This is a genomic window from Rhodococcus sp. UYP9 (assembly GCF_040547235.1).
In the GTDB taxonomy this organism is placed as follows: domain Bacteria; phylum Actinomycetota; class Actinomycetes; order Mycobacteriales; family Mycobacteriaceae; genus Rhodococcoides.
Genome location: NZ_JBEPPH010000003.1, coordinates 313,872 through 333,785 on the forward strand (window position 1 = coordinate 313,872; position 19,914 = coordinate 333,785).

Sequence of the window (19,914 nt, forward strand, 5' to 3'; positions counted from 1 at the left end):
TGTGGTCTGCGTTGCTTCGGGTGTGTGCTCAGATGATTTTCTGGCCCACGAGGTACGCCGCGATCTTGTCGCCGCCGTCGCCCTCGTCGGTGACCCGCTCGCCCGCAGTCTTGGGAGGCTTCGGAGTGGACGAAGTCACAGTGGTGCCGGCGTTCTCGACGCCGACGGTCTCGGGATCGACACCGATCTCGGCCAGCGTGAGCGTCTGCACAGTCTTCTTCTTCGCTGCCATGATTCCCTTGAAGGACGGGAATCTCGGCTCGTTGATCTTCTCGGTGACACTGACGATCGCAGGCAAGGTGGCCTCGAGGCCGAAGATGCCCTCGTCGGTCTCGCGCTCACCGGAGACGGTGTCACCGTCGATCGTCAGCTTGCGGAGCTGCGTCAGCTGAGGAATCCCGAGGTACTCGGCGATGATCGCCGGAACTGCGCCGGTACGACCGTCGGTTGCCTCGTTGCCCGCGATGATGAGCTCTGTCGGCTCACCGTTTTCGAACTCGATCTGACCGAGCGCAGCCGCGAGGGCCCAGCCCGTCTGGATCGCGTCCGAGCCGTGGAGGGCCGGGTCGTTGAGGTGGACAGCGCTATCGACACCCATGGAGAGTGCTTTGCGGATTGCGTCGGTCGCGCGGTCGGGGCCTGCGGACAGGACCTTCACCTCGCCGCCCTTGGACTCCTTGATGAGCAAAGCTTCCTCGACTGCGCGCTCGTTGATCTCGTCGAGCACTGCGTCGGCTGCTTCACGATCCAGAGTGAAGTCGCCGTCCGTCAGCTTGCGCTCGGACCACGTGTCGGGAACCTGCTTGATCAAAACAACGATGTTCGTCATGGGTCTGCGTCGACCTCCTGGTCATGTTCCGCTGTATCGAATGTTCGTTCGGTGTTAATGCGTTGCCGCTTCGGTGCAGCACCGCAGTGCAGTTCTTACGACTCTGCCGAAGATTACCCCATGCCAAGTTACTGGCGGGTAACTTACGACGTTTCCCGATTGACCATACATCCGACCGCACCGGACCAAGTGACCACTCTCCGCCGAACCGATCCCGTAGGCACTAACCTCTCGTCGGTGAGCGATTCTTCGAACGCAGCCTCGGCAGCGACACCCACGGTGATGAACCCGGCAACCGATGCGGCTCAGCCGCTCCCTCTCACCGGGGAACGGACGGTCCCCGGCATAGCGGAGGAAAACTACTGGTTCCGTAGACACGAAATCGTGTACGAGCGCCTGGCGAGCCACTGCGTCGACCGCACTGTCCTGGAAGCCGGCTCGGGAGAAGGCTACGGCGCCAACATGATTGCCGCGCTCGCGAAGACGGTCATCGGGCTGGACTACGACGCATCCGCAGCAGCGCACGTGGCTGCTCGCTATCCCCGAATCGCAATGCTGCGCGGCAACCTCGCACAGTTGCCCATCGAAGATTCCTCCGTCGACGTCGTCGTCAACTTTCAGGTCATCGAACATCTCTGGGACCAAGCGCAGTTTCTCGACGAGTGCTTCCGCGTGCTGGCTCCCGGCGGCCTGCTGCTGATCTCCACGCCCAACCGCATCACGTTCTCCCCCGGCCGCGACACGCCGCTCAATCCGTTTCACACCCGCGAACTGAACGCGGCCGAACTCACCGAACTCCTCGAAGATGCTCGTTTCGGCGTCGAGGTGATGACCGGGGTCCACCACGGCGCGGGCCTGCGCGCGCTGGACGTCAAGCACGGCGGTTCGTTCATCGATGCGCAGATCGAACGCGCTCTCGCAGGCCAGCCATGGCCTGCGGAACTGACTGCGGACGTCGCTGCCGTGACGACAGCTGATTTCGATCTCACTCCGGACGATATCGACGCCAGTCTCGACCTCGTTGCGATCGCGGTGAAACCCGACTCGGCACACATGAGTTCGGTAAGCGGGTGAAAGAACCCGGGATGTTCTCCCTGGTACTTCATTCCCATCTCCCCTGGCTCGCCAACCACGGCCGGTGGCCCGTCGGCGAGGAATGGCTGTATCAGTCATGGGCCGCGTCGTATCTGCCCTTGACCGAGATGCTGACGCGCCTGGCAGGTGAGGGACGTCACAACTTGCTGTCCTTGGGCATCACCCCGGTGCTCGCTGCGCAACTCGACGATCCGCACAGTCTCGCCGGAATGCACCACTGGCTCGGCAATTGGCAACTGCGCGCCCACGAGTCGACCGATAGGATGCTGGCGATCCGCGAACATCGCGCTGCCGCATCGGCGTTGGACACTTTCGAAACGCACTGGCGTCACGGCGGTTCCGCGGTCGTTCGTCGACTCGTCGATGCGGGCACCATCGAACTTCTCGGTGGTCCACTCGCCCACCCCTTCACTCCGCTGCTGGATCCACGCCTGCGCCAGTTCTCACTGGAGGAGGGGCTCTCGGATGCGCAGACACGCTGGGGCACGAGACCGAACGGGCTCTGGGCACCGGAGTGCGCATACACACCTGGCATGGAAGTCGAATACGACGCGGCAGGGGTCACCCACTTCATGGTCGACGGGCCGGCGTTGCGCGGCGACACGACAGTGGGCCGATCCGTCCGAGACTCCGACGTCGTCGCATTCGGGCGGGATCTTCAGGTGAGCTATCGGGTGTGGTCGCCCAAATCCGGATACCCGGGGCACAGCGCCTATCGCGATTTCCACACCTACGACCACGCGACCGGACTCAAATCTTCGCGGGTGACGGGTCGAAACGTGGACTCGGCGGACAAGGCGCCGTACGACCCGGAGCTCGCATCCGCAGCCATCGATCGTCACGTGGTGGATTTCGTCGATGCGATACGACAACGCCTACGCGCCGAAACCGCTCGTGCCGGAAGACCGGCCCTCGTGGTGGCCGCGTTCGACACCGAACTGTTCGGCCATTGGTGGTTCGAGGGTCCGGTCTGGCTCGAACGGGTTCTGCGAGCACTACCCGAAGCCGGCATCGACGTCGGCACCCTCGACGATGCCCGATCGAGGGGCTACGTCGGGTCCTCGGTCGAGCTGGAGGACTCGTCGTGGGGCTCGGGCAAGGACTGGCGGGTCTGGGCGGGAGATGCCGTCGAAGACTTGGTTGCACTCAACGCCGAGGTCGTGGCAGCCGCACTCGATATCGTCGACAGCTCTCGCGACAACGCATCGATTCCGGGACAGCCCGAATTGCGTAACCGGATCAACGACCAGATGCTGCGTGAGACACTCATGGCGGTAGCCAGCGACTGGGCCTTCATGGTCAGCAAGGACACTGCCGCCGGTTATGCCCGCGAACGCGCGCACGTCCACGCGCACGCTCTCCGGGAGATCGCCGACGCGGTGAACCAGGGGCACGACGCGGCAGCAATGCGGCTCGCGGCGCAGTGGAATCGAGCAGACGGACTGTTTCCCGCGCTCGATGCCCGGCGCCTACCCGGTGGTCGTCGGTAGGCCACATGCACACTTTCACACGTGGTCGTACGGAGGGGAACGTCGAAGTGAAGATTCTGATGGTGTCGTGGGAGTACCCACCGGTCGTCGTCGGCGGGCTCGGTCGACACGTCCATCATCTCGCCACTGAACTCGTGCGCGCAGGCCACGAGGTCGTCGTTCTCTCACGCCGCCCCACCGGTACCGACGCATCCACACATCCGACCTCGCATCACATCGAGGACGGCGTTCTCGTGGTCGCGGTGGCCGAGGATCCTGCCCACTTCGTCTTCGGTGAAGACATGCTGGCATGGACGCTGGCGATGGGTCACGCCATGGTTCGGGCAGGAATCGCGTTGGGTAAACCAGGGCTCGGTGAGGGCTGGCAACCCGACGTCGTCCACGCACACGACTGGCTCGTCGCTCACCCCTCCATCACCCTCGCCGAGCACTACGACGTCCCTCTGGTGTCCACCATCCACGCCACCGAGGCAGGGCGGCACAGCGGCTGGATCTCGGGTCCTGTCAATCGGCAGGTGCACTCGATCGAATGGTGGCTCGCCAACGACTCCGACGCCGTCATCGCCTGCTCTGCGTCCATGAAGGACGAGGTGACCCGACTTTTCGACATTCCAGACGCCGCGGTCACCGTCATCAGGAACGGTATCGACATTCGTGCGTGGAACTTCCGGCTACGGGTGCCGCGGTCGACACCGGCGACACTGCTCTACGTCGGTCGACTCGAGTACGAGAAGGGCATTCAGGATGCCATCGCCGCACTCCCCCGCATCAGACGCTCTCACCCCGGCACCACGTTGCACATTGCCGGGGAGGGAACCCAATTCACCTGGTTGGCACAGCTGGCACGGACCCACCGCGTCGCTCGTGCGGTCTCTTTCCTCGGCACCCTCGGTCACGCAGATCTACTCGGTGCCCTCCACAGTGCCGACGCCATCGTGCTCCCGAGCCGATACGAACCTTTCGGGATAATCGCGCTCGAGGCTGCGGCAGCAGGCACACCGCTGGTCGCATCGACCGCGGGTGGGCTGGGCGAGGCGATCGTGGACGGGCAGACCGGCTTGTCGTTCGAACCGGCGGATGTCGCCGGGCTGACGGCCGCCGTCCGGAACGTGCTCGACAACGCCGATGCAGCCCAGACACGTGCTTCGGCGGCGCGAGAACGCCTCACCGTCGATTTCGACTGGAAACACGTGGCCGAATCGACAGCGCAGGTCTATCTTTCGGCAAAGCGCAAGGTTCGGTTCCCGCTTGCACGGCCGAATATCGTCGAGCGTGCGCTACCCGAACGTGGTTGAGTCGTCCCGAGCCGCCTCGGCCGCAGTGAGCGCCTTCTTGCGGGCAATGTCCTCGAGAGCGGCGATGTACTCGGCACGCTTGGCCGCACCCGCTTCCCAGTCCACTTTCCGATTGCGCACGACCTTGACGGGCGCACCCACAGCAATGCTGTAGTCGGGTATATCGCCCTTGACGACGGCGTGTGCACCGAGAACGCAGCCTCGCCCGACGCGCGTCTCCCGCAGCACTGTCACCTTGGCCGCGATCCAGGTGTCCGGGCCGATTCGGACCGGCCCCTTGACGATTCCCTGATCCTTGATGGGCATCGTGACGTCGTCCATCCGATGATCGAAGTCGCAGATGTAGCACCAGTCCGCGACCAGTGTCGACGCACCGATCTCGATGTCGAGGTAGGCGTTGACGACGTTGTCCTTGCCGAAGACCACTTTGTCACCGATCCGCAGCGATCCCTCGTGGCTCCGAATGGCGTTGCCATCGCCGATGTGGACCCATCGACCGATCTCGAGCCGCGACAGCTCTGGAGTCGAGTGGATTTCCACGTTCTTACCGAGGAACACCATGCCCCGCAGAATCACGTGCGGGTTCGCCATCTTGAACCGGGCGAGACGGTAGTACCGGACGAGGTACCACGGCGTGTATGCCTTGTTTCGGCGGATCCATCGCAGTGAGTCGAGCGTGAGGAACTGTGCCTGGTCGGGGTCGCGTCGTCTCGAACCACGCCACCGCGTACGCAGCGGTGCGTTCCACATGCTCGTCATAACGCCTCACCCTAGTTTCGGTGCTCGCGCAATCCAACTTGGCCGTCCGAGCTTTCCGACGGCCGTCGATACGTCGGACACCACGGGATCGCCAGAGAGGCCGCGACGCGAGATCGACACCTCGGCCGCGATAGTCTCTGTCCCGACGAGTGCGGCGCCTCCCCCGGCCCCTCCCGCGAAGATCATGAGCAGAGACCGGACACGAAGGAGATCACAAGGTGCTTGGCGGCAGAGCGGACCGCGTGCGAATCGCGACCCTTGCGATTGTCGGCATCTTGACCGTCGGTGCCTGCTCGAGCGGGACCGGGACCATCGACGCGTTCGCGCCGGGGAGTTGGCCCGTCGCACACGGCGACGCACGAAACAGCAACACCACCGAACACACCGACTTGTCCGCGGTGTCGTTCGCGTGGTCGCGTCCGCTCGGTGGCGCTGTGGTGTCGCCGGTTTCGATTGCCGCAAGCGGTCAGATGTTCGTCTCGACCTACACCGACGCTGGGTGCAACCTTTTCTCGTTCGATATCGATTCCGGTCGCAAGCGCTGGTGCAACCGACTCGCGCCTTCCGTAGCCGTGTCCACCCCGCTCGTGGACTCGGTAGCGAACGTGTACGTCGGCGAAGACGGTGCTTTTTCCTCCTTCAACGATCACGGTCAGTTGCGCTGGCGCACACCGGTCTACGGCGTCCCGCGCACCGCCCAATTCCTCGGCGACGGAAGCGTGCTCGCGGTGACACAGCTGGGTCAGGTCAACGTTCTGAACACACAGACGGGACAGTTGACCGTTCCTATCCACGACTTGATCGATACCCCAGATTTCCTCGAATCCCCCAACACGAACTTCCTCCCACCGGACTCCGGACTTGCCGACTGCGCAACCGGATCGGCGTCCTGCCCCGTCGGCGCAGCCCCCGCGGTGGACCTCGAATCGTCCTCGATCTACCTCGTCCTGTGGCGGCCCGGTGCCATTGCGCCACAGCTGGTCTCACTCCAGTACGACGCCAACGCCACCCCCGCTCTGACCGAGCGATGGTCTTCGGAGTTGCTCCCCGCAGGGGTGACCTCGAGCCCGGTCCTGTCGCAGGACGGCTCCACCGTGTACATCGCCGACGTCGACGGCCGAGTCGGCGCCTACAACACCTCGGACGGCACCGTGAAGTGGACGCAGGGCGCAGCCTTCGGCGCTTCGGGATCGCCGTCGGTCTCCTCCACCGGCTTGATAGTTCCGACGGGCGGAGACAGCGGCATGCAAGCCTTACAGGACGACGGAGACCACGCCACTCTCGTGTGGTCGCGAAATGACCTGCAGCAAGCCGGGATTCCAGTCCAGAGCGCGGACGGTACCGTACAGACGGTAGTCCGCCGCGGCGAAGAATTGGCACTCACCAACCTCGATGCTCAATCCGGGACTACCAACTCCGAGCAGATCCTTCCGGACGCAACAGGTTTCACCGTAGGTACCTCGATCGGACCGGACGGTGAGGTCGTCACCTCGACCTACCTGGGCGAGATCTTCACCTACGCGTCCTGACCGGCGCGCCCGGTCGGCGTGCTTCGCAGATGAACGCGACTCCCGCACGCTCGATTCGGGTGATGATCACCGACAAGGCGGTCTCACCTCGCAGCTTGAGTTTGGGACGCAGCAGGGCCGGGTCGACGTCGACGCCGCGCACGAGAATCTCGACAGCTCCACATCCTTGAGCAGTCAAAGCTTGGCGCAGCGTCTTCTCCGAGTACTTGATTCGCTCCAGGATGCGAAATCCGTTGACCCCGTCCGGCACCGAGTCTCCGGTGAGGTACGCAATCCGGGGATCGAGTTGCCACAGTCCGTGTCTGGCCGCATAGTGTCGCACCAAACCTGCGCGGACGACCGCGCCGTCGGGGTCGACGATCCATGCCCCTGGAGCTTTGACCTCGATGTCATCGGGCTCCGCGTCGGTGATCTCGTAGGACGATCCCGTCGAGGAGAGCACCGATGCACGTCTACGTACGTCGGGCCGTGTGAGACCGGGCGACCACAGACAAGCCTCTCGGACCCCGGAATCCAGTGATGTCACCTCGATCTCACCGGCGAAGTCGAGTCGGTCGAAATCCAAGCCGGGTGCACATTTGACGACCAGATCGCGCCCGCCATACGCGTCGAGAAGCGCCGGGAGCGGAGGTTCGAGTGCCGCGGGATCGAGTGTTCGTCTCCCACCGCTACGGCGTCCTGGATCGGCAAGGATCACCGTGCCCCTCGTGGTCGGGGTCAGGGCGTCCGCGCGCAGCAGGGCCGCGCCAGGCACGTTGTGCGCGGCCATCCGCAGCCGCGTCGGATCCAGATCGCTGCCGATCACAGTGTCGTTGCCTGCACCGGTCAGGGAGGCCAATTCGGTGCCGATGGAACACGTCACATCGTGCACTGCTCTTCCTGCCAAACGGCGAGCCCTACGATCGGCGACTAGTGACGGTGTCGCCTGTTGAACGGCATCGTCGGTCAACAGCCATCGTTCGGCGTCGGTCAACTTCACGCGAGCGCGACGACGAAGCGTGACCGTTTCCACGAGAGCTGCGACATGATCGGAGTGCGCCGACCTGATCGCCCCGATGTCGGCCAACATCGACTTCGGCGTCAACGCATAGCGGTCGACATCTGCCAGCGCAGCGACGCCGACATCGCTGACGAGATAGTCGATGTCGGCGTCGCCGAAAAGATAAGCCATGTGCAGTACCGGGGTGAACGCTGGATCAGTCCGACTTCACTCCGGTAATCATCACGTTGTAGAAGTATCCACGCGGAACGACGTGCGTGAGCACCTTCTCATCGAGCCAGCTCAGCGTCTTCCAGCTACCGAACGCGAACTTGGCCCAGTTCCATCCGAGCTTGTCTGCAGGCACGGCGGCCTCGAAAGTGCGGACCGGCCAACCGAGCAGAGCTGCTGCAAATTCTTCGGTCCGAGCCTGGACGTGGACGGCCCCTGCCGACACGGCAATGTTCTCGAGATCCGTTGGATCGAACGTATGCAGATCGACAACTGCCTCGAGCGCCGCTGCGCGGGACGACTCGTCGAGCTCCTCCTGCGGCTTGCGCCAGCTGCTCAGGAAAGGCAGCTTGGTCGTGCGAGTGGTCGCCTCCCACGTCAGCCGGCCGAGCCAGCGGGCGTAGAAGTTGCCGACGGTTGTGGGTTCACCGGCGAACACGAAACGCCCACCGGGCTTGAGCACTCTCAGCACCTCACGAAGAGACTGCTCGACGTCGGGGATGTGGTGCAGCACCGCATGTCCTACGACCAGATCGAACGTGTTGTCTTCGTACGGAATCGTCTCGGCATCGGCGACCCGGCCATCTACGTCGAGATTCAAATGGCCTGCGTTGCGCAATGCAACCTTGACCATTCCGGGCGACAGGTCCGTGACCGAGCCCTTCTCGGCCACACCGGCCTGCATGAGGTTGAGAAGGAAGAAACCGGTGCCACACCCGAGTTCGAGTGCTCGTCCGTACGGCAGCGCTTCCTGGGCGCCTGCTTGCCCACTGACAGCCTGATCGAATCGACCACGCGCGTAGTCGATGCAACGCTCGTCGTACGAGATCGACCATTTGTCGTCGTACGTTTCGGCTTCCCAGTCGTGGTAGAGCACCTGGGCGAGCTTGGTATCGGACCGTGCCGCCTCCACCTGCTCGGCGGTGGCATGTGGGTTGGGCGTCGGGTCGCTCGAAGCGTCGGGGACAGCTCGCAGGCTGGTGTCAGCGCTGCCGGTCGACGAATCTTTGCCGTCGTGGGGGCTTGCAGTCATGAGGGCAGCCTACTATCCGGTAGGAAATGAACAAGTTCTAGTTTCTTGTATCTTTTCACTCGCCGGTGAACTCGGCTTTGCCAGGTCCGTTCGCGATGAAAGATTCCATCCCGATGGTGCGATCGGCCGTGGCGAAGAGCGATGCGAACTGGCCGGCCTCGATCTTCAGGCCAGTGTTCAAGTCGGCGTCGAGCCCCTGGTCGATCGATGCTTTGGCGGCTGCCAACGCCCTGGACGCGCCTCCGACGAATTGGGAAGCCCACTTTCGCGCCGCGTTGTACACCTCGTCCGGGGCCACGACCTCGTCGACGAGACCGATGCGCAGTGCTTCCTCCGCACCGACGAAACGGCCCGTGAACACGAGATCCTTGGCCTTGCTCGGCCCGATCAGGCGAGCGAGACGCTGTGTGCCGCCGCCGCCGGGGATGACGCCGAGCAGCACTTCCGGCACACCCAGTTTGACGTTGTCTCCGATGACTCGGCGGTCCGCGCTCAGCGCTACTTCGAGTCCGCCACCGAGTGCGTATCCGGTGACTGCGGCGACGACAGGTTTGGGAATGTCGGCCAAGGACCCGATCGCCGACTGCAGCTCACCGGCGATGTCGCTCATCTGACCGAAGGTGAGCGTTGCCATCTCCTTGATGTCGGCACCGGCCGCGAAGACCTTCTCGCCGCCGTACACGATGACCGCCTTGACCGAAGAATCGACGGTCGCCGCGCGGGCTGCTGCCCGCAGTTCCTCCTGGACCTGCCGATTCAACGCATTCATGGGTGGACGAGCCAACCGAATTGTTCCGATACCGTCTTCGACCTCTAAAGTTACGAACTCAGCCATGGGAACACACGCTACCTGTGCTCGCGGTCTGCGAACTCAGGGGTAGGCGCCACGACCGACCTAGAGTTTTCTATCCGACCACGGATGCGCACTGTCCGCGTAGTACCCATCCTGGCCTGGGAAATCGACCCGAATCTTTCCGTCGACCCGATGCAAATCGGGTTGGATCGGCAAAATATCGGGCGACGAGTCGAGAATATCGGCGATCGAGTCGAAGCCTTCGAGTCCTGACAGCTGGCTCCACGTCGGGGGCAACAAGATCGTCTCTCCGCGACGCCAGTCCGCCAATGCCGCCGTCGACGAACGCCATCCCACCGATGCCGCTTCACTGGTCGCTCCGTCTGCCTCCTGACCGTCCGGAAGCACTGCCACGAAGAATCTCGTGTCGTAACGACGCTTCTCTCCGATCGGAGTGATCCAGTTCGACCACGGCCGCAGCAGATCGGCCCGCAGCACGAGCCCGTTGCGGGTGAGAAACTGGCCGAAGGTCTGCTCCCGCCGCTCCAACTTGCCGCGATCCTCTGCGAAACAACTGGTATCGGCGACGGTCGAGTCCGGCGTGGGGCCTGCGAGAAGAACTCCGCATTCCTCGAAAGTTTCGCGAGCTGCGGCGCACACGAGCGCTGTCGCTTTGCGCTCGTCGACACCGAACCTGTCCGCCCACCACGCCGGCCCGGGGCCGGACCACGCCACGTCGGCGTCCGCGTCGGACAAGTCGACGCCACCACCCGGAAAGACGGTCATACCGCCGGCGAACGCCATTCCACCGACGCGTTCGAGCAGAAACACCTCGATACCGAGCGCACCATCTCGAACCAAGATGACGGTCGACGCGTCGCGGACGGGGACTTGCTCGGGCACCGACACACCAGTTGATGTCATGTTCGAGAACCTACCCGGCACCGGGTCTGCCGCGTTCAGCGGCGATGCTGACCGGGCGTGCGGGTTCGACGAGCGAAGAATCGCCCGTCGACACGATCGAGCGCAATCGACTGGCTGAACGCTTCGGTCAGATTCTCCGCGGTGATGACGTCATCGAGAAGTCCCTGAGCAACGACCCCCCCTTCCTTGAGCAGCAGTGCGTGAGAGAAGCCAGGTGGTATTTCCTCGACATGGTGGGTGATGAGGACCGTTGCCGGAGCGTCAGGATCGGCAGCCAGGTCCGCCAACCGTGCGACGAGTTCTTCGCGGCCGCCCAGATCGAGCCCAGCAGCAGGCTCGTCGAGTAGCAGCAGTTCCGGATCGGTCATCAGCGCTCGCGCGATCAGCACCCGCTTGCGTTCGCCCTCGGACAGCGTTCCGTAAGTGCGATCGGCCAGATGCTCGGCCCCTAGGCTTTCCAACATCTCCACTGCCCGCTCGGTGTCCATCTCGTCGTAGCGCTCACGCCAGCGGCCGAGCACGCTGTAGCCGGCGGAGACCACGAGATCGCGCACGATCTCGTCCGGGGGTATGCGGTGCGCCAACGCGGACGACGAGAGGCCGATTCGAGTTTTCAGTTCGGCGACATCGACCTTGCCGATCACTTCACCGAGAACGTGAGCCGTTCCCGAGGTCGGGTGCACTTCGGCGGCTGCAATGCGCAGCAGCGAGGTCTTGCCGGCCCCGTTGGGCCCGAGTACGACCCAGCGTTCGTCGAGTTCTACCTGCCAGGTGACGGGACCGACGAGTGTTACCCCGCCCCGCCTGACGAGAACATTGTTGAAATCGATGAGCAAATCGGGATCCGGTTCAGACACGTGTCTATCTTGTCCCACATTCGTCGGGCTTTCACGGCAGGATCTGCAGGCGTGTCGTCCAACCTTCATCTCGCCTGGCGCGAAGAGACTCCGCCGCCAGGATCGCCGCTCCCCCTCGGTGCAACCGTCCACGCCGGTGGTACGCAATTTGCGGTCCACTCCCCCGAATCGGACGGCATCGAGGTATGCCTGATCGATCCGGACGGAGCCGAGCGAAGGGTCGAACTGCGCAGCCGCACCTACGGGATCTGGCATGGCATCGTTCCCGACGTCGGACCGGGACAGAGGTATGGATACCGGGTGCACGGGCGCTGGGATCCCTCCACCGGCCGCCGGTTCAATGCGCACAAGATCCTGATCGATCCCGCCGCCCGCAAGATCACCGGAAGCCTCGGTTCGGCCCAGGCCCTACTCCCCTACGACGAGGATCCGTTCGGACACCCGAGCACAATCGATTCCCTGGGCTCGATCCCACTTTCCGTCGTCACCGGCCGATCCACTGTCGACACCGGTTCTGCTCCGGACGTCCCCTGGGATCGGACAGTGATCTACGAGATGCACGTCGGTTCATACACAGCAACGAACCCGGCCGTTCCCGCCGCACATCGCGGAACGTATCTCGGACTGACCGCACCCGCTGTGCTCGAACATCTGACCCGACTCGGTGTGACCACCATCGAACTGCTCCCGGTTCAGGCGATGCTCACCGAACCCGGTGTACGCGCCCGCGGCAAGCGCAACCATTGGGGCTACTCGACCGGCGCCTACTTCGCACCCGACCCCCGTTTCGCAGCGGTACCGGGAGCCGAGATCGACGAGTTCAAGGCAATGGTGCGAGCATTTCATTCCGTCGGAATCGAAGTCGTCCTCGACGTCGTCTACAACCACACCTGCGAGTCCGGGGTCGACGGACCCTCGATCAGCTGGCGTGGGCTCGATGCCCCCGGCTACTACTTACTGGACGGACGTGGCTACGACGTCGACCTCACCGGGTGCGGCAACACGCTCGACTCGGCGTCCCCTGCCGTGGTTCGGATGGTGTGCGACAGCCTTCGATATTGGGTTACCGAGATGGGCGTCGACGGATTCAGATTCGACCTTGCCAGCACCCTCGGCCGGCCAGGAGGCTGGCGATTCGATCCCCGCGCTCCGCTATTGACCGCGATCACGACCGATCCGGTTCTCTCGCGTACGAAGCTGATCGCCGAGCCGTGGGACGCGACCGGTGCCGGGTACCAAGTCGGCAATTTCGGGAGTCTGTGGTCCGAATGGAACGATCGATACCGCGACACCGTGCGCCGATTCTGGGCCGGCCACACCGGTGTTCGCGAACTCGCCTCCCGCATGGCAGGTTCGGAAGATATCTACGGCGGTGGTTCCCGCAAGCCTTGGGCATCGATCAACTTCGTGACCGCACACGACGGCTTCACCATTGCCGATCTCGTCTCTTACTCAACCAAACACAACGAGGCGAACGGCGAAGACAATCGCGACGGGACCGACAACAACTACTCTCTCGATCACGGAACGGAGGGTCCCACCGACGACACGGTCATCCTCGCCGAACGCGGCCGTCATGTCCGCGCACTCCTCGCCACGCTGATGCTCTCGACCGGCACTCCGATGCTCCTCGCAGGTGACGAGTTCGGCCACACCCAGTTCGGCAACAACAATGCCTACTGCGTTCCCACCGACGCACCCGCTGCGCAATCGTGGGCACTCGACTGGTCCGACGTCGACGACGACCTGATCGCCTTCGTCGCCAGACTCCTCCGAATCCGGCGCAGCGCTCCATCACTGCGCCAACAGGAATTCTTCACAGGCCGTGACACTCCATCGGGCAGGCCGGATCTGGTCTGGTTCGGTGCCGATGGCGCCGAGCTGACCTCGCACTCGTGGAACGACGACTCGGTGCGCACGTTGCAAGCATGGGTGGACGGCGCAGACGTTCGGTCCTACGATCCCGACGGGCAGCCCGTCCTGGATGCAAGTTCATTGTTGATCGTGCATTCGGGTGGACCGACCGACATCGAACTGGCCTGTCCTTCCTGGGCCGCAAGCAGATTCGTTCCCGTGTTCGACTCCTCCACCGCCACCGGGGTTCCCGCCGATACGACGTCGTTGCCCGCCGGATCGGCCATCTCCCTTACTGGTTCGACGGTCCTCGTACTGCGCAGCGACGGCAGGTAGTGCATGAACAGTTGAACGAGTGGCCCGATCCCCAAGGCGTACAGCACGGTTCCGATACCTACGGTTCCTCCGAGCATCCAGCCGGTTGCGACGACGGTCAGCTCGATACACGTCCGGACGAGGCGAACCGAGAGCCCCGTTCGTGCGACCAATCCGGTCATCAGGCCGTCTCGTGGACCGGGGCCCATTCCTGCGCCGATGTACAGGGCCGTCGCGAACGCATTGACGACGATGCCGGTCGCCATCATGGCCGCTCGGACGGCGATCGCGTCGAATGTCGGGAGCCATCGAATCGACAGGTCGACTGCTACCGCGATCACCACCACATTGCTGATGGTTCCCAGTCCTGGCTTCTGCCGCAATGGAATCCAGGCAAGCAACACAGCAACTCCGGTCGCTGCGGTGATCGCTCCGAAACTCAGTGGCACGTGCACGCTCAGGCCCTGATGTAGTACATCCCACGGATCGAGTCCGAGACCGGCGGTGATCATCAGCGCCATCGAGAACCCGTACAGACACAAACCCACGTAGAGCGCTACGAGTCTTCGCCCGAGGTGGATCAGGCGAGCACGGGCGAGCACAGAGACGATCCAAGACATCCATCGAGTGTCCGCCAGACTGGTAGCGGCACAAACATCCAGTCGCGAGCCAGTGGACCCTCTACCGGTGTCAGGGTGATGCGAGTGCGATGACGGTCATCGAACCGGGGGCCACTTCGGTGAAGCCTGCATCGCGTACTGCGACCGCGCCTCCACCATCTCCATCGACGAGCGCACGAGCCTTCGCCCATTGCTTTGGATCGGCGTCTCGGACCGAACACTCGAAACCCTGCCCTGCCCACGCCTGAGCTTGCTCGACACTCATCGCTGCCGCCAACAACATCGATGCATGCGCTACCTGTGCAGCGGCCTTTCCCACCGTCATCTCCAACGACCGGTCGATCCACAACACCGGCACAGCTGGCCGAGGCGGCCCCGGATCGTCGTGCTCGAGATCGGTCCCGCCGATCTGCAACTTCTTGATTCGGGAGTCGAGATCGCCGACGCGCCCGGGGACCAACGCGCGGGCCTGGGCTGCACCGACTTCGGCGGTGACACCGTCGACTGCGAGAGCGGCTTCCCATTGGGCGCCGCGGGCGCGACGAGCCACCTTTCTGATGCGTGCCGAAGTCCACGCCCGAAACTGCTCGTCCCATTCGCCGCCCGGACCGGCGCGTTCATCGAGACAGATCCGCACCGTTGCGATCGCCGCTGCCGCCAACAGATCGCTGCGCATCGGCGGATCCGCTTTGGAAATATGAAGCACGATCGGCATCGCGAGAACATCCGCCGGGTCGGGCGGGTCTTGAATGCCCCCGTATCCGAGGGCCAGCACAGCGTGACGCTCGGCGAAAGAGCTTCGCGGCGGGACTGGCGCGTCCACCGGTTCGGTCACGGGTTCGGTCATGGGATCGGGACGCGCCGCACGCCACCGTCGATGGCGTCCGCAGCCTCGATTTCTCCACGCGTCACACCGAGCATGAAGAGCACCGCATCGAGATAGGGGTGCGAGATCGCGGTATCGGCGATCTCGCGCAGCGCGGGCTTGGCATTGAACGCCACGCCCAACCCAGCTGCGGTGAGCATGTCGATGTCGTTCGCGCCGTCACCGACAGCTACCGTTTGCTCCATCGGAACACCGCATTGCGCGGCAAAATCCCGCAATGCCGTCGCCTTCGCGGCCCGGTCGATGACCTCGCCGATCACCCGACCGGTCAACTTTCCATCGATTATCTCGAGCGTATTGGCTTTGACGAAATCGAGTTCGAGTTCATGTGCGAGACCGTCGATGACCTGACGGAATCCACCCGAGACAACGCCACAGTGATATCCGAGTCGGCGCAGGGTGCGGATGGTGGTCCGAGCGCCCGGGGTCAACTCGAGCGCGTCTCCTACCTCCTCGATGACCGAGGCATCCAGGCCTGCCAGGGCCTCCACCCGCTGAGTGAGGGACTCCGCGAAGTCGATCTCGCCACGCATTGCTGCTTCGGTGACGGCGCGGACCTCCTCTTCACGGCCGGCCTTCGCCGCCAGCATTTCGATGACCTCCCCCTGCACGAGGGTGGAGTCGACGTCGAAGACGATGAGGCGTTTGGACCGCCGAGAAATCCCGCTGCGTTCCACCGCGACGTCGCATCCGACTCCGGCAGCGATCTCGGACAGACCGGTCCGAAGTCGGCGGTCTGCATCGGGAGTCGTGTCGGTCGCCGTCACCTGGAGTTCCAGTCCCGTGACCGGGTAGTCGGCGATGCCACGGATCGAGTCGATGTTGGCGCCTTGGCGTGCCAGTTCACGAGAAATTGTGCTGAACGCCCGCGCTGTGACGGGGCGACCTAGAACGACCACCACGTGGGTCGCCAACGAGTGCTTGCCGACAGGGTCCGCGTCGATCTCGACATCGACGTGAACACCCACCGTCGACATGGCTTCTTCGAGTTCTTCCTGCAGGTCCTCGGGATCGTTCGGGCAGGTCAACAACACGCCCAGCGTGAGCCGTCCACGGATGACGACCTGCTCGACGTCGAGGAGGCTGACGTCGTGCCGTGAGAGCGCAGCGAACAGGACCGAGGTGACACCCGGCTTGTCCGGGCCTGTCACCGTCACGAGTACAGCGGTGTCCGATGACGCCACCGATTCTCCCTTCACACGACCCCGCTCTGCAGAGGAGCCGAAAGTTTGATTGGTCTGCCCGATGATTGTTGCAAGCGAAGAGCCCCACCCGGATACCGGGAGGGGCTCTTCAGATCGATCGGGTACTTACTTGGGATCCGTGTCGCCTGAGTGCTCGTGGTCGCTGGTAGCGAGAGGAGCTCGACGCGCCTGCTCGAGAACCTCGGTGGTCTGTCCACCGTGATTGCCCGGGCCGACATGAGCCTCGGCACGCAACCGATCCACCATGTGCGGGTAGTGGAGTTCGAACGCCGGACGCTCGGAACGGATTCGCGGAAGTTCCGTGAAGTTGTGCCGCGGCGGTGGGCATGATGTGGCCCATTCCAGCGAGTTGCCGTAGCCCCAAGGATCGTCCACGGTGACCACCTCGCCGTAGCGATAGGACTTGAAGACGTTCCATACGAACGGCAGTGTCGAAGCACCGAGCACGAACGCACCGATGGTGGAGATGATGTTCAGCGTGGTGAATCCATCGGAGGCCAGGTAGTCGGCGTAGCGACGCGGCATGCCCTCGTTACCGAGCCAGTGCTGGACCAGGAAAGTGCCATGGAAGCCGAGGAACGTGAGCCAGAAGTGCCACTTGCCCAGCGTCTCGTCCATCATCCGGCCGGTCATCTTCGGGAACCAGAAGTAGATGCCCGAGAACGTTGCGAACACCACCGTGCCGAAAACCACGTAGTGGAAGTGCGCCACTACGAAATAGGTGTCGGTGACGTGGAAGTCGATCGGCGGGCTGGCGAGCAGAACACCGGAGAGACCGCCGAAGAGGAAGGTGATCAAGAAACCTATAGCGAAGAGCATCGGGGTTTCCAGTGTCACCTGACCCCGCCACATCGTGCCGACCCAGTTGAAGATCTTCACACCGGTGGGCACCGCGATCAAGAACGTCATGAACGAGAAGAACGGCAACAGCACCGCACCCGTGGCGTACATGTGGTGGGCCCACACCGCGATCGAGAGAGCAGCGATGGCAATCGTTGCGTAGATCAAGGTGGTGTATCCGAACATCGGCTTACGCGAGAAGACCGGGAACACCTCGGACACGATCCCGAAGAACGGCAACGCGATGATGTACACCTCGGGGTGGCCGAAGAACCAGAACAAGTGCTGCCACAACAACACTCCACCGGTCGCCGGGTCGAACAGATGCGCACCGAGATGTCGATCGGCTGCCAATCCCAACAGTGCCGCCGTCAACAACGGGAAAGCAAGAAGAATCAGAATGCTGGTGACCAAGATGTTCCACGTGAAAATGGGCATCCGGAACATCGTCATACCTGGCGCCCGCAAGCAGATGACCGTCGTGATCATGTTCACAGCACCGAGAATGGTGCCGAGACCAGCGATCGCGAGACCCATGATCCACAGGTCTGCACCGACACCCGGCGAATGCAATGCACTCGAGAGCGGGGTGTATGCGGTCCAACCGAAGTCAGCAGCACCACCGGGGGTGATGAATCCTGCCGAGGCGACCAACGCACCGAACAGGTAGAGCCAATACGAGAAAGCATTCAACCGCGGGAACGCCACGTCCGGCGCACCGATCTGCAGCGGCAGAATGTAGTTGGCGAAGCCGAACACGACCGGTGTCGCGTAGAGCAACAGCATGATCGTGCCGTGCATGGTGAACAGCTGGTTGTACTGCTCGTTCGACAGGAACTGCATCCCCGGTACCGCCAGCTCGGCGCGCATGAGCAACGCCATCAAGCCACCGACAAGGAAAAACGCAATCGATGTCACGATGTACATGATCCCCAACACCTTGGGATCTGTCGTCGTCACCGCCTTGTGAACGAATGAACCCTTGGGTCCCATCCGCGGCGGAAAAGGCCTCACCGCTTCCACAGCGGGAGTGGGCCTAGGCGCTAGGGCAGTCACTGATCCTCCTGAATGCGCGTCGTACCTCGAACCACGAGGCGACGTCCTGGTGTCTTGCGCTCCACGAATCGTAGACCGTCCCACAGAGCAGCGCCGAACCGGTCCTACCGTGTGTCGTATTCGATTGTACGAACCTCCGAACAACGAAACCAATCCACGCGCACACAACCATGTGAAGGGGCCGACGGCTGCGGACCGATAAGGTGTGAGCGCATCCCACTCCCGTTAGGAAACGCACGAGTTGTCCACTACCTCAGGCCTGTCGACCGTGACTTCGACTCCGCGCGCCGGGCTGATTCTGGCCATCGGCGTCGCCCTGTTCACAGCCGGGTGCTCCACTCCCCCCTCGTCCTCGGACGACGCGTCGACCATTGTCCGGAGCACGACCAATATCGCCGGAGCTGGTGTGGTCGGCAACGACCGCAAGACTGCTGGTCTATGCCCCGAGCCTGCTCCGCTCGATCCGACCGGCATAGAAGGATCGGTACGACCGGTCGGCCACAGCGAAGGAATAAGCAACGTTCCGGCCGACCCCATGCGCATCGTGGTGCTCGACGCAGCCTCGCTCGATGCCACCTGCGCGGTGGGCGTCTGGGAACGAGTCGTCGGCGCGTCGACGCTCGACCCCGACTTTCGTGGAGACGGTGACCAAGAGCTGTATCTAGGACCGGGCATCGCGAGAGTTCCGAGCGTCGGAACTCTCGGCGCTCCGAACATCGACGCGGTCGCCACTCTCGCCCCCGACCTCATCATCGGGTCCGATTCACTGGGCCGGGATACTTACGCGGCTCTCAGCGATATCGCACCCACCGTCTTCACGAGCTCCGATGATGGTTGGAAGGGCACGTTCTTGCAATCGGCTGCTGCCCTCGGACGTGGTCGGACCGGATTCGACGAACTCGCTCGATTCAGTGCCGACGCTCAGCGGGCCGGCCGCGACATCGATGCCACCCAGACCCAAGCCTCCGTCGTGCGTTTCCTTCCCGATTCCATCGTCACCGATTCCACGACGTCCTTCGCCGGCCAGGTGCTCGCGGAGATCGGCGTTCAGCGCCCACCCGCCCAACGCGATGGTGAAGTCACCGTCGCGCCCGACGATCTGCTCGCGGCAGAAGGCGACATCGTCTACGTGCGCTTCGACGGCGAAGAGGGCGAATCGTTCGGAACCGAGGTCCTGCGCAGCGATCCGTGGCTCGAGCTCGGATCGGTGAAGGACGGCCGCGTGTTCGCCGTAGACGACACAGTGTGGTCCGGGAGCGGCATCGTCGCGGCGCGGGCGATTCTTGCGGACGTGCAGAACTCCCTCAACGCATACGCTTCCTGA

Annotated in this window: 17 protein-coding genes and 1 pseudogene; 6 read left to right on the forward strand and 12 right to left on the reverse strand. The window is 63.4% G+C overall.

Annotation, left to right across the window (positions count from 1 at the left end; genetic code table 11):
- Nucleotides 1-28: 28 nt before the first annotated feature.
- Nucleotides 29-829 (reverse strand): electron transfer flavoprotein subunit beta/FixA family protein, encoded by an 801-nt coding sequence (locus ABIB36_RS11190; protein ID WP_084348522.1) that lies wholly within the window; start codon nucleotides 827-829, stop codon nucleotides 29-31.
- A 282-nt stretch (nucleotides 830-1,111) separates the two neighbouring features.
- On the opposite strand from ABIB36_RS11190, the gene ABIB36_RS11195 reads away from it, so the two are divergent.
- From ABIB36_RS11195 to ABIB36_RS11205, 3 genes are read left to right on the forward strand one after another with little or no spacing between them, the layout of a single operon-like run.
- The gene (locus ABIB36_RS11195; protein WP_143542239.1) at nucleotides 1,112-1,903 is read left to right on the forward strand and encodes a class I SAM-dependent methyltransferase; all 792 of its coding nucleotides are present in this window, start codon (nucleotides 1,112-1,114) and stop codon (nucleotides 1,901-1,903) included.
- An 11-nt stretch (nucleotides 1,904-1,914) separates the two neighbouring features.
- On the forward strand, nucleotides 1,915-3,414 hold the full coding sequence (locus ABIB36_RS11200; protein WP_354559439.1) for a 1,4-alpha-glucan branching protein domain-containing protein: 1,500 nt from the start codon (nucleotides 1,915-1,917) through the stop codon (nucleotides 3,412-3,414).
- Between the two features lie 47 nt (nucleotides 3,415-3,461).
- Nucleotides 3,462-4,709 (forward strand): glycosyltransferase family 4 protein, encoded by a 1,248-nt coding sequence (locus ABIB36_RS11205; RefSeq protein WP_354559437.1) that lies wholly within the window; start codon nucleotides 3,462-3,464, stop codon nucleotides 4,707-4,709.
- Here the strand turns inward: ABIB36_RS11205 and ABIB36_RS11210 are convergent.
- Both ABIB36_RS11210 and ABIB36_RS11215 read right to left on the reverse strand, forming a co-directional pair.
- Entirely contained in the window at nucleotides 4,692-5,468 is a 777-nt protein-coding gene (locus ABIB36_RS11210; protein ID WP_084348519.1) for an acyltransferase, read from the reverse strand. The two genes, ABIB36_RS11205 and ABIB36_RS11210, sit on opposite strands and share 18 nt — an antisense overlap.
- Nucleotides 5,469-5,474: 6 nt before the next feature.
- Nucleotides 5,475-5,654 carry a hypothetical protein gene (locus ABIB36_RS11215; protein WP_084348518.1) on the reverse strand — a complete coding sequence of 60 codons (180 nt, stop codon included), beginning with the start codon at nucleotides 5,652-5,654 and terminating at the stop codon, nucleotides 5,475-5,477.
- Nucleotides 5,655-5,686: 32 nt separating this feature from the next.
- On the opposite strand from ABIB36_RS11215, the gene ABIB36_RS11220 reads away from it, so the two are divergent.
- Nucleotides 5,687-6,997, forward strand: a complete 1,311-nt coding sequence (locus ABIB36_RS11220) for an outer membrane protein assembly factor BamB family protein (RefSeq protein ID WP_354559435.1) — start codon at nucleotides 5,687-5,689, stop codon at nucleotides 6,995-6,997.
- Here the strand turns inward: ABIB36_RS11220 and ABIB36_RS11225 are convergent.
- From ABIB36_RS11225 to ABIB36_RS11245, 5 genes are read right to left on the reverse strand one after another with little or no spacing between them, the layout of a single operon-like run.
- Nucleotides 6,981-8,168, reverse strand: a complete 1,188-nt coding sequence (locus ABIB36_RS11225) for a THUMP-like domain-containing protein (RefSeq protein ID WP_084348517.1) — start codon at nucleotides 8,166-8,168, stop codon at nucleotides 6,981-6,983. The genes ABIB36_RS11220 and ABIB36_RS11225 overlap by 17 nt on opposite strands.
- 25 nt (nucleotides 8,169-8,193) lie before the next feature.
- The gene (locus tag ABIB36_RS11230; protein ID WP_084348516.1) at nucleotides 8,194-9,240 is read right to left on the reverse strand and encodes a class I SAM-dependent methyltransferase; all 1,047 of its coding nucleotides are present in this window, start codon (nucleotides 9,238-9,240) and stop codon (nucleotides 8,194-8,196) included.
- A 55-nt stretch (nucleotides 9,241-9,295) separates the two neighbouring features.
- Nucleotides 9,296-10,075, reverse strand: coding sequence for an enoyl-CoA hydratase/isomerase family protein (locus ABIB36_RS11235; protein WP_084348515.1), 780 nt, complete (start codon nucleotides 10,073-10,075; stop codon nucleotides 9,296-9,298).
- A 60-nt stretch (nucleotides 10,076-10,135) separates the two neighbouring features.
- Nucleotides 10,136-10,957, reverse strand: a complete 822-nt coding sequence (locus tag ABIB36_RS11240) for an NUDIX hydrolase (RefSeq protein ID WP_179142397.1) — start codon at nucleotides 10,955-10,957, stop codon at nucleotides 10,136-10,138.
- A 35-nt stretch (nucleotides 10,958-10,992) separates the two neighbouring features.
- A complete protein-coding gene (locus ABIB36_RS11245) occupies nucleotides 10,993-11,814 on the reverse strand; it encodes an ABC transporter ATP-binding protein (RefSeq protein ID WP_354559431.1) in 822 nt (273 codons plus the stop codon).
- A gap of 51 nt (nucleotides 11,815-11,865) precedes the next feature.
- Between ABIB36_RS11245 and glgX the strand changes: the two genes are divergently transcribed.
- Nucleotides 11,866-14,004: a glycogen debranching protein GlgX gene (gene glgX, locus ABIB36_RS11250; RefSeq protein WP_354559429.1), complete on the forward strand. Its 2,139-nt coding sequence runs from the start codon at nucleotides 11,866-11,868 to the stop codon at nucleotides 14,002-14,004.
- Here glgX and yczE read toward each other — a convergent pair.
- From yczE to ctaD, 4 genes and pseudogenes are all read right to left on the reverse strand, one after another.
- Nucleotides 13,995-14,603, reverse strand: a pseudogene (gene yczE, locus ABIB36_RS11255) (membrane protein YczE); the annotation flags it as partial. The gene glgX and the pseudogene yczE sit on opposite strands and share 10 nt — an antisense overlap.
- A 70-nt stretch (nucleotides 14,604-14,673) precedes the next feature.
- Complete coding sequence (locus ABIB36_RS11260) at nucleotides 14,674-15,450, reverse strand: peptidyl-tRNA hydrolase (protein ID WP_084348512.1); 777 nt, start codon at nucleotides 15,448-15,450, stop codon at nucleotides 14,674-14,676.
- A complete protein-coding gene (gene serB, locus ABIB36_RS11265) occupies nucleotides 15,447-16,673 on the reverse strand; it encodes a phosphoserine phosphatase SerB (protein WP_084348921.1) in 1,227 nt (408 codons plus the stop codon). Before serB ends, ABIB36_RS11260 begins: the two co-directional genes overlap by 4 nt.
- Nucleotides 16,674-16,799: 126 nt before the next feature.
- On the reverse strand, nucleotides 16,800-18,590 hold the full coding sequence (gene ctaD / locus ABIB36_RS11270; RefSeq protein WP_354559426.1) for an aa3-type cytochrome oxidase subunit I: 1,791 nt from the start codon (nucleotides 18,588-18,590) through the stop codon (nucleotides 16,800-16,802).
- A gap of 268 nt (nucleotides 18,591-18,858) precedes the next feature.
- Here ctaD and ABIB36_RS11275 point away from each other — a divergent pair, with 268 nt between their 5' ends.
- A complete protein-coding gene (locus tag ABIB36_RS11275; protein WP_256895614.1) occupies nucleotides 18,859-19,914 on the forward strand; it encodes an ABC transporter substrate-binding protein in 1,056 nt (351 codons plus the stop codon).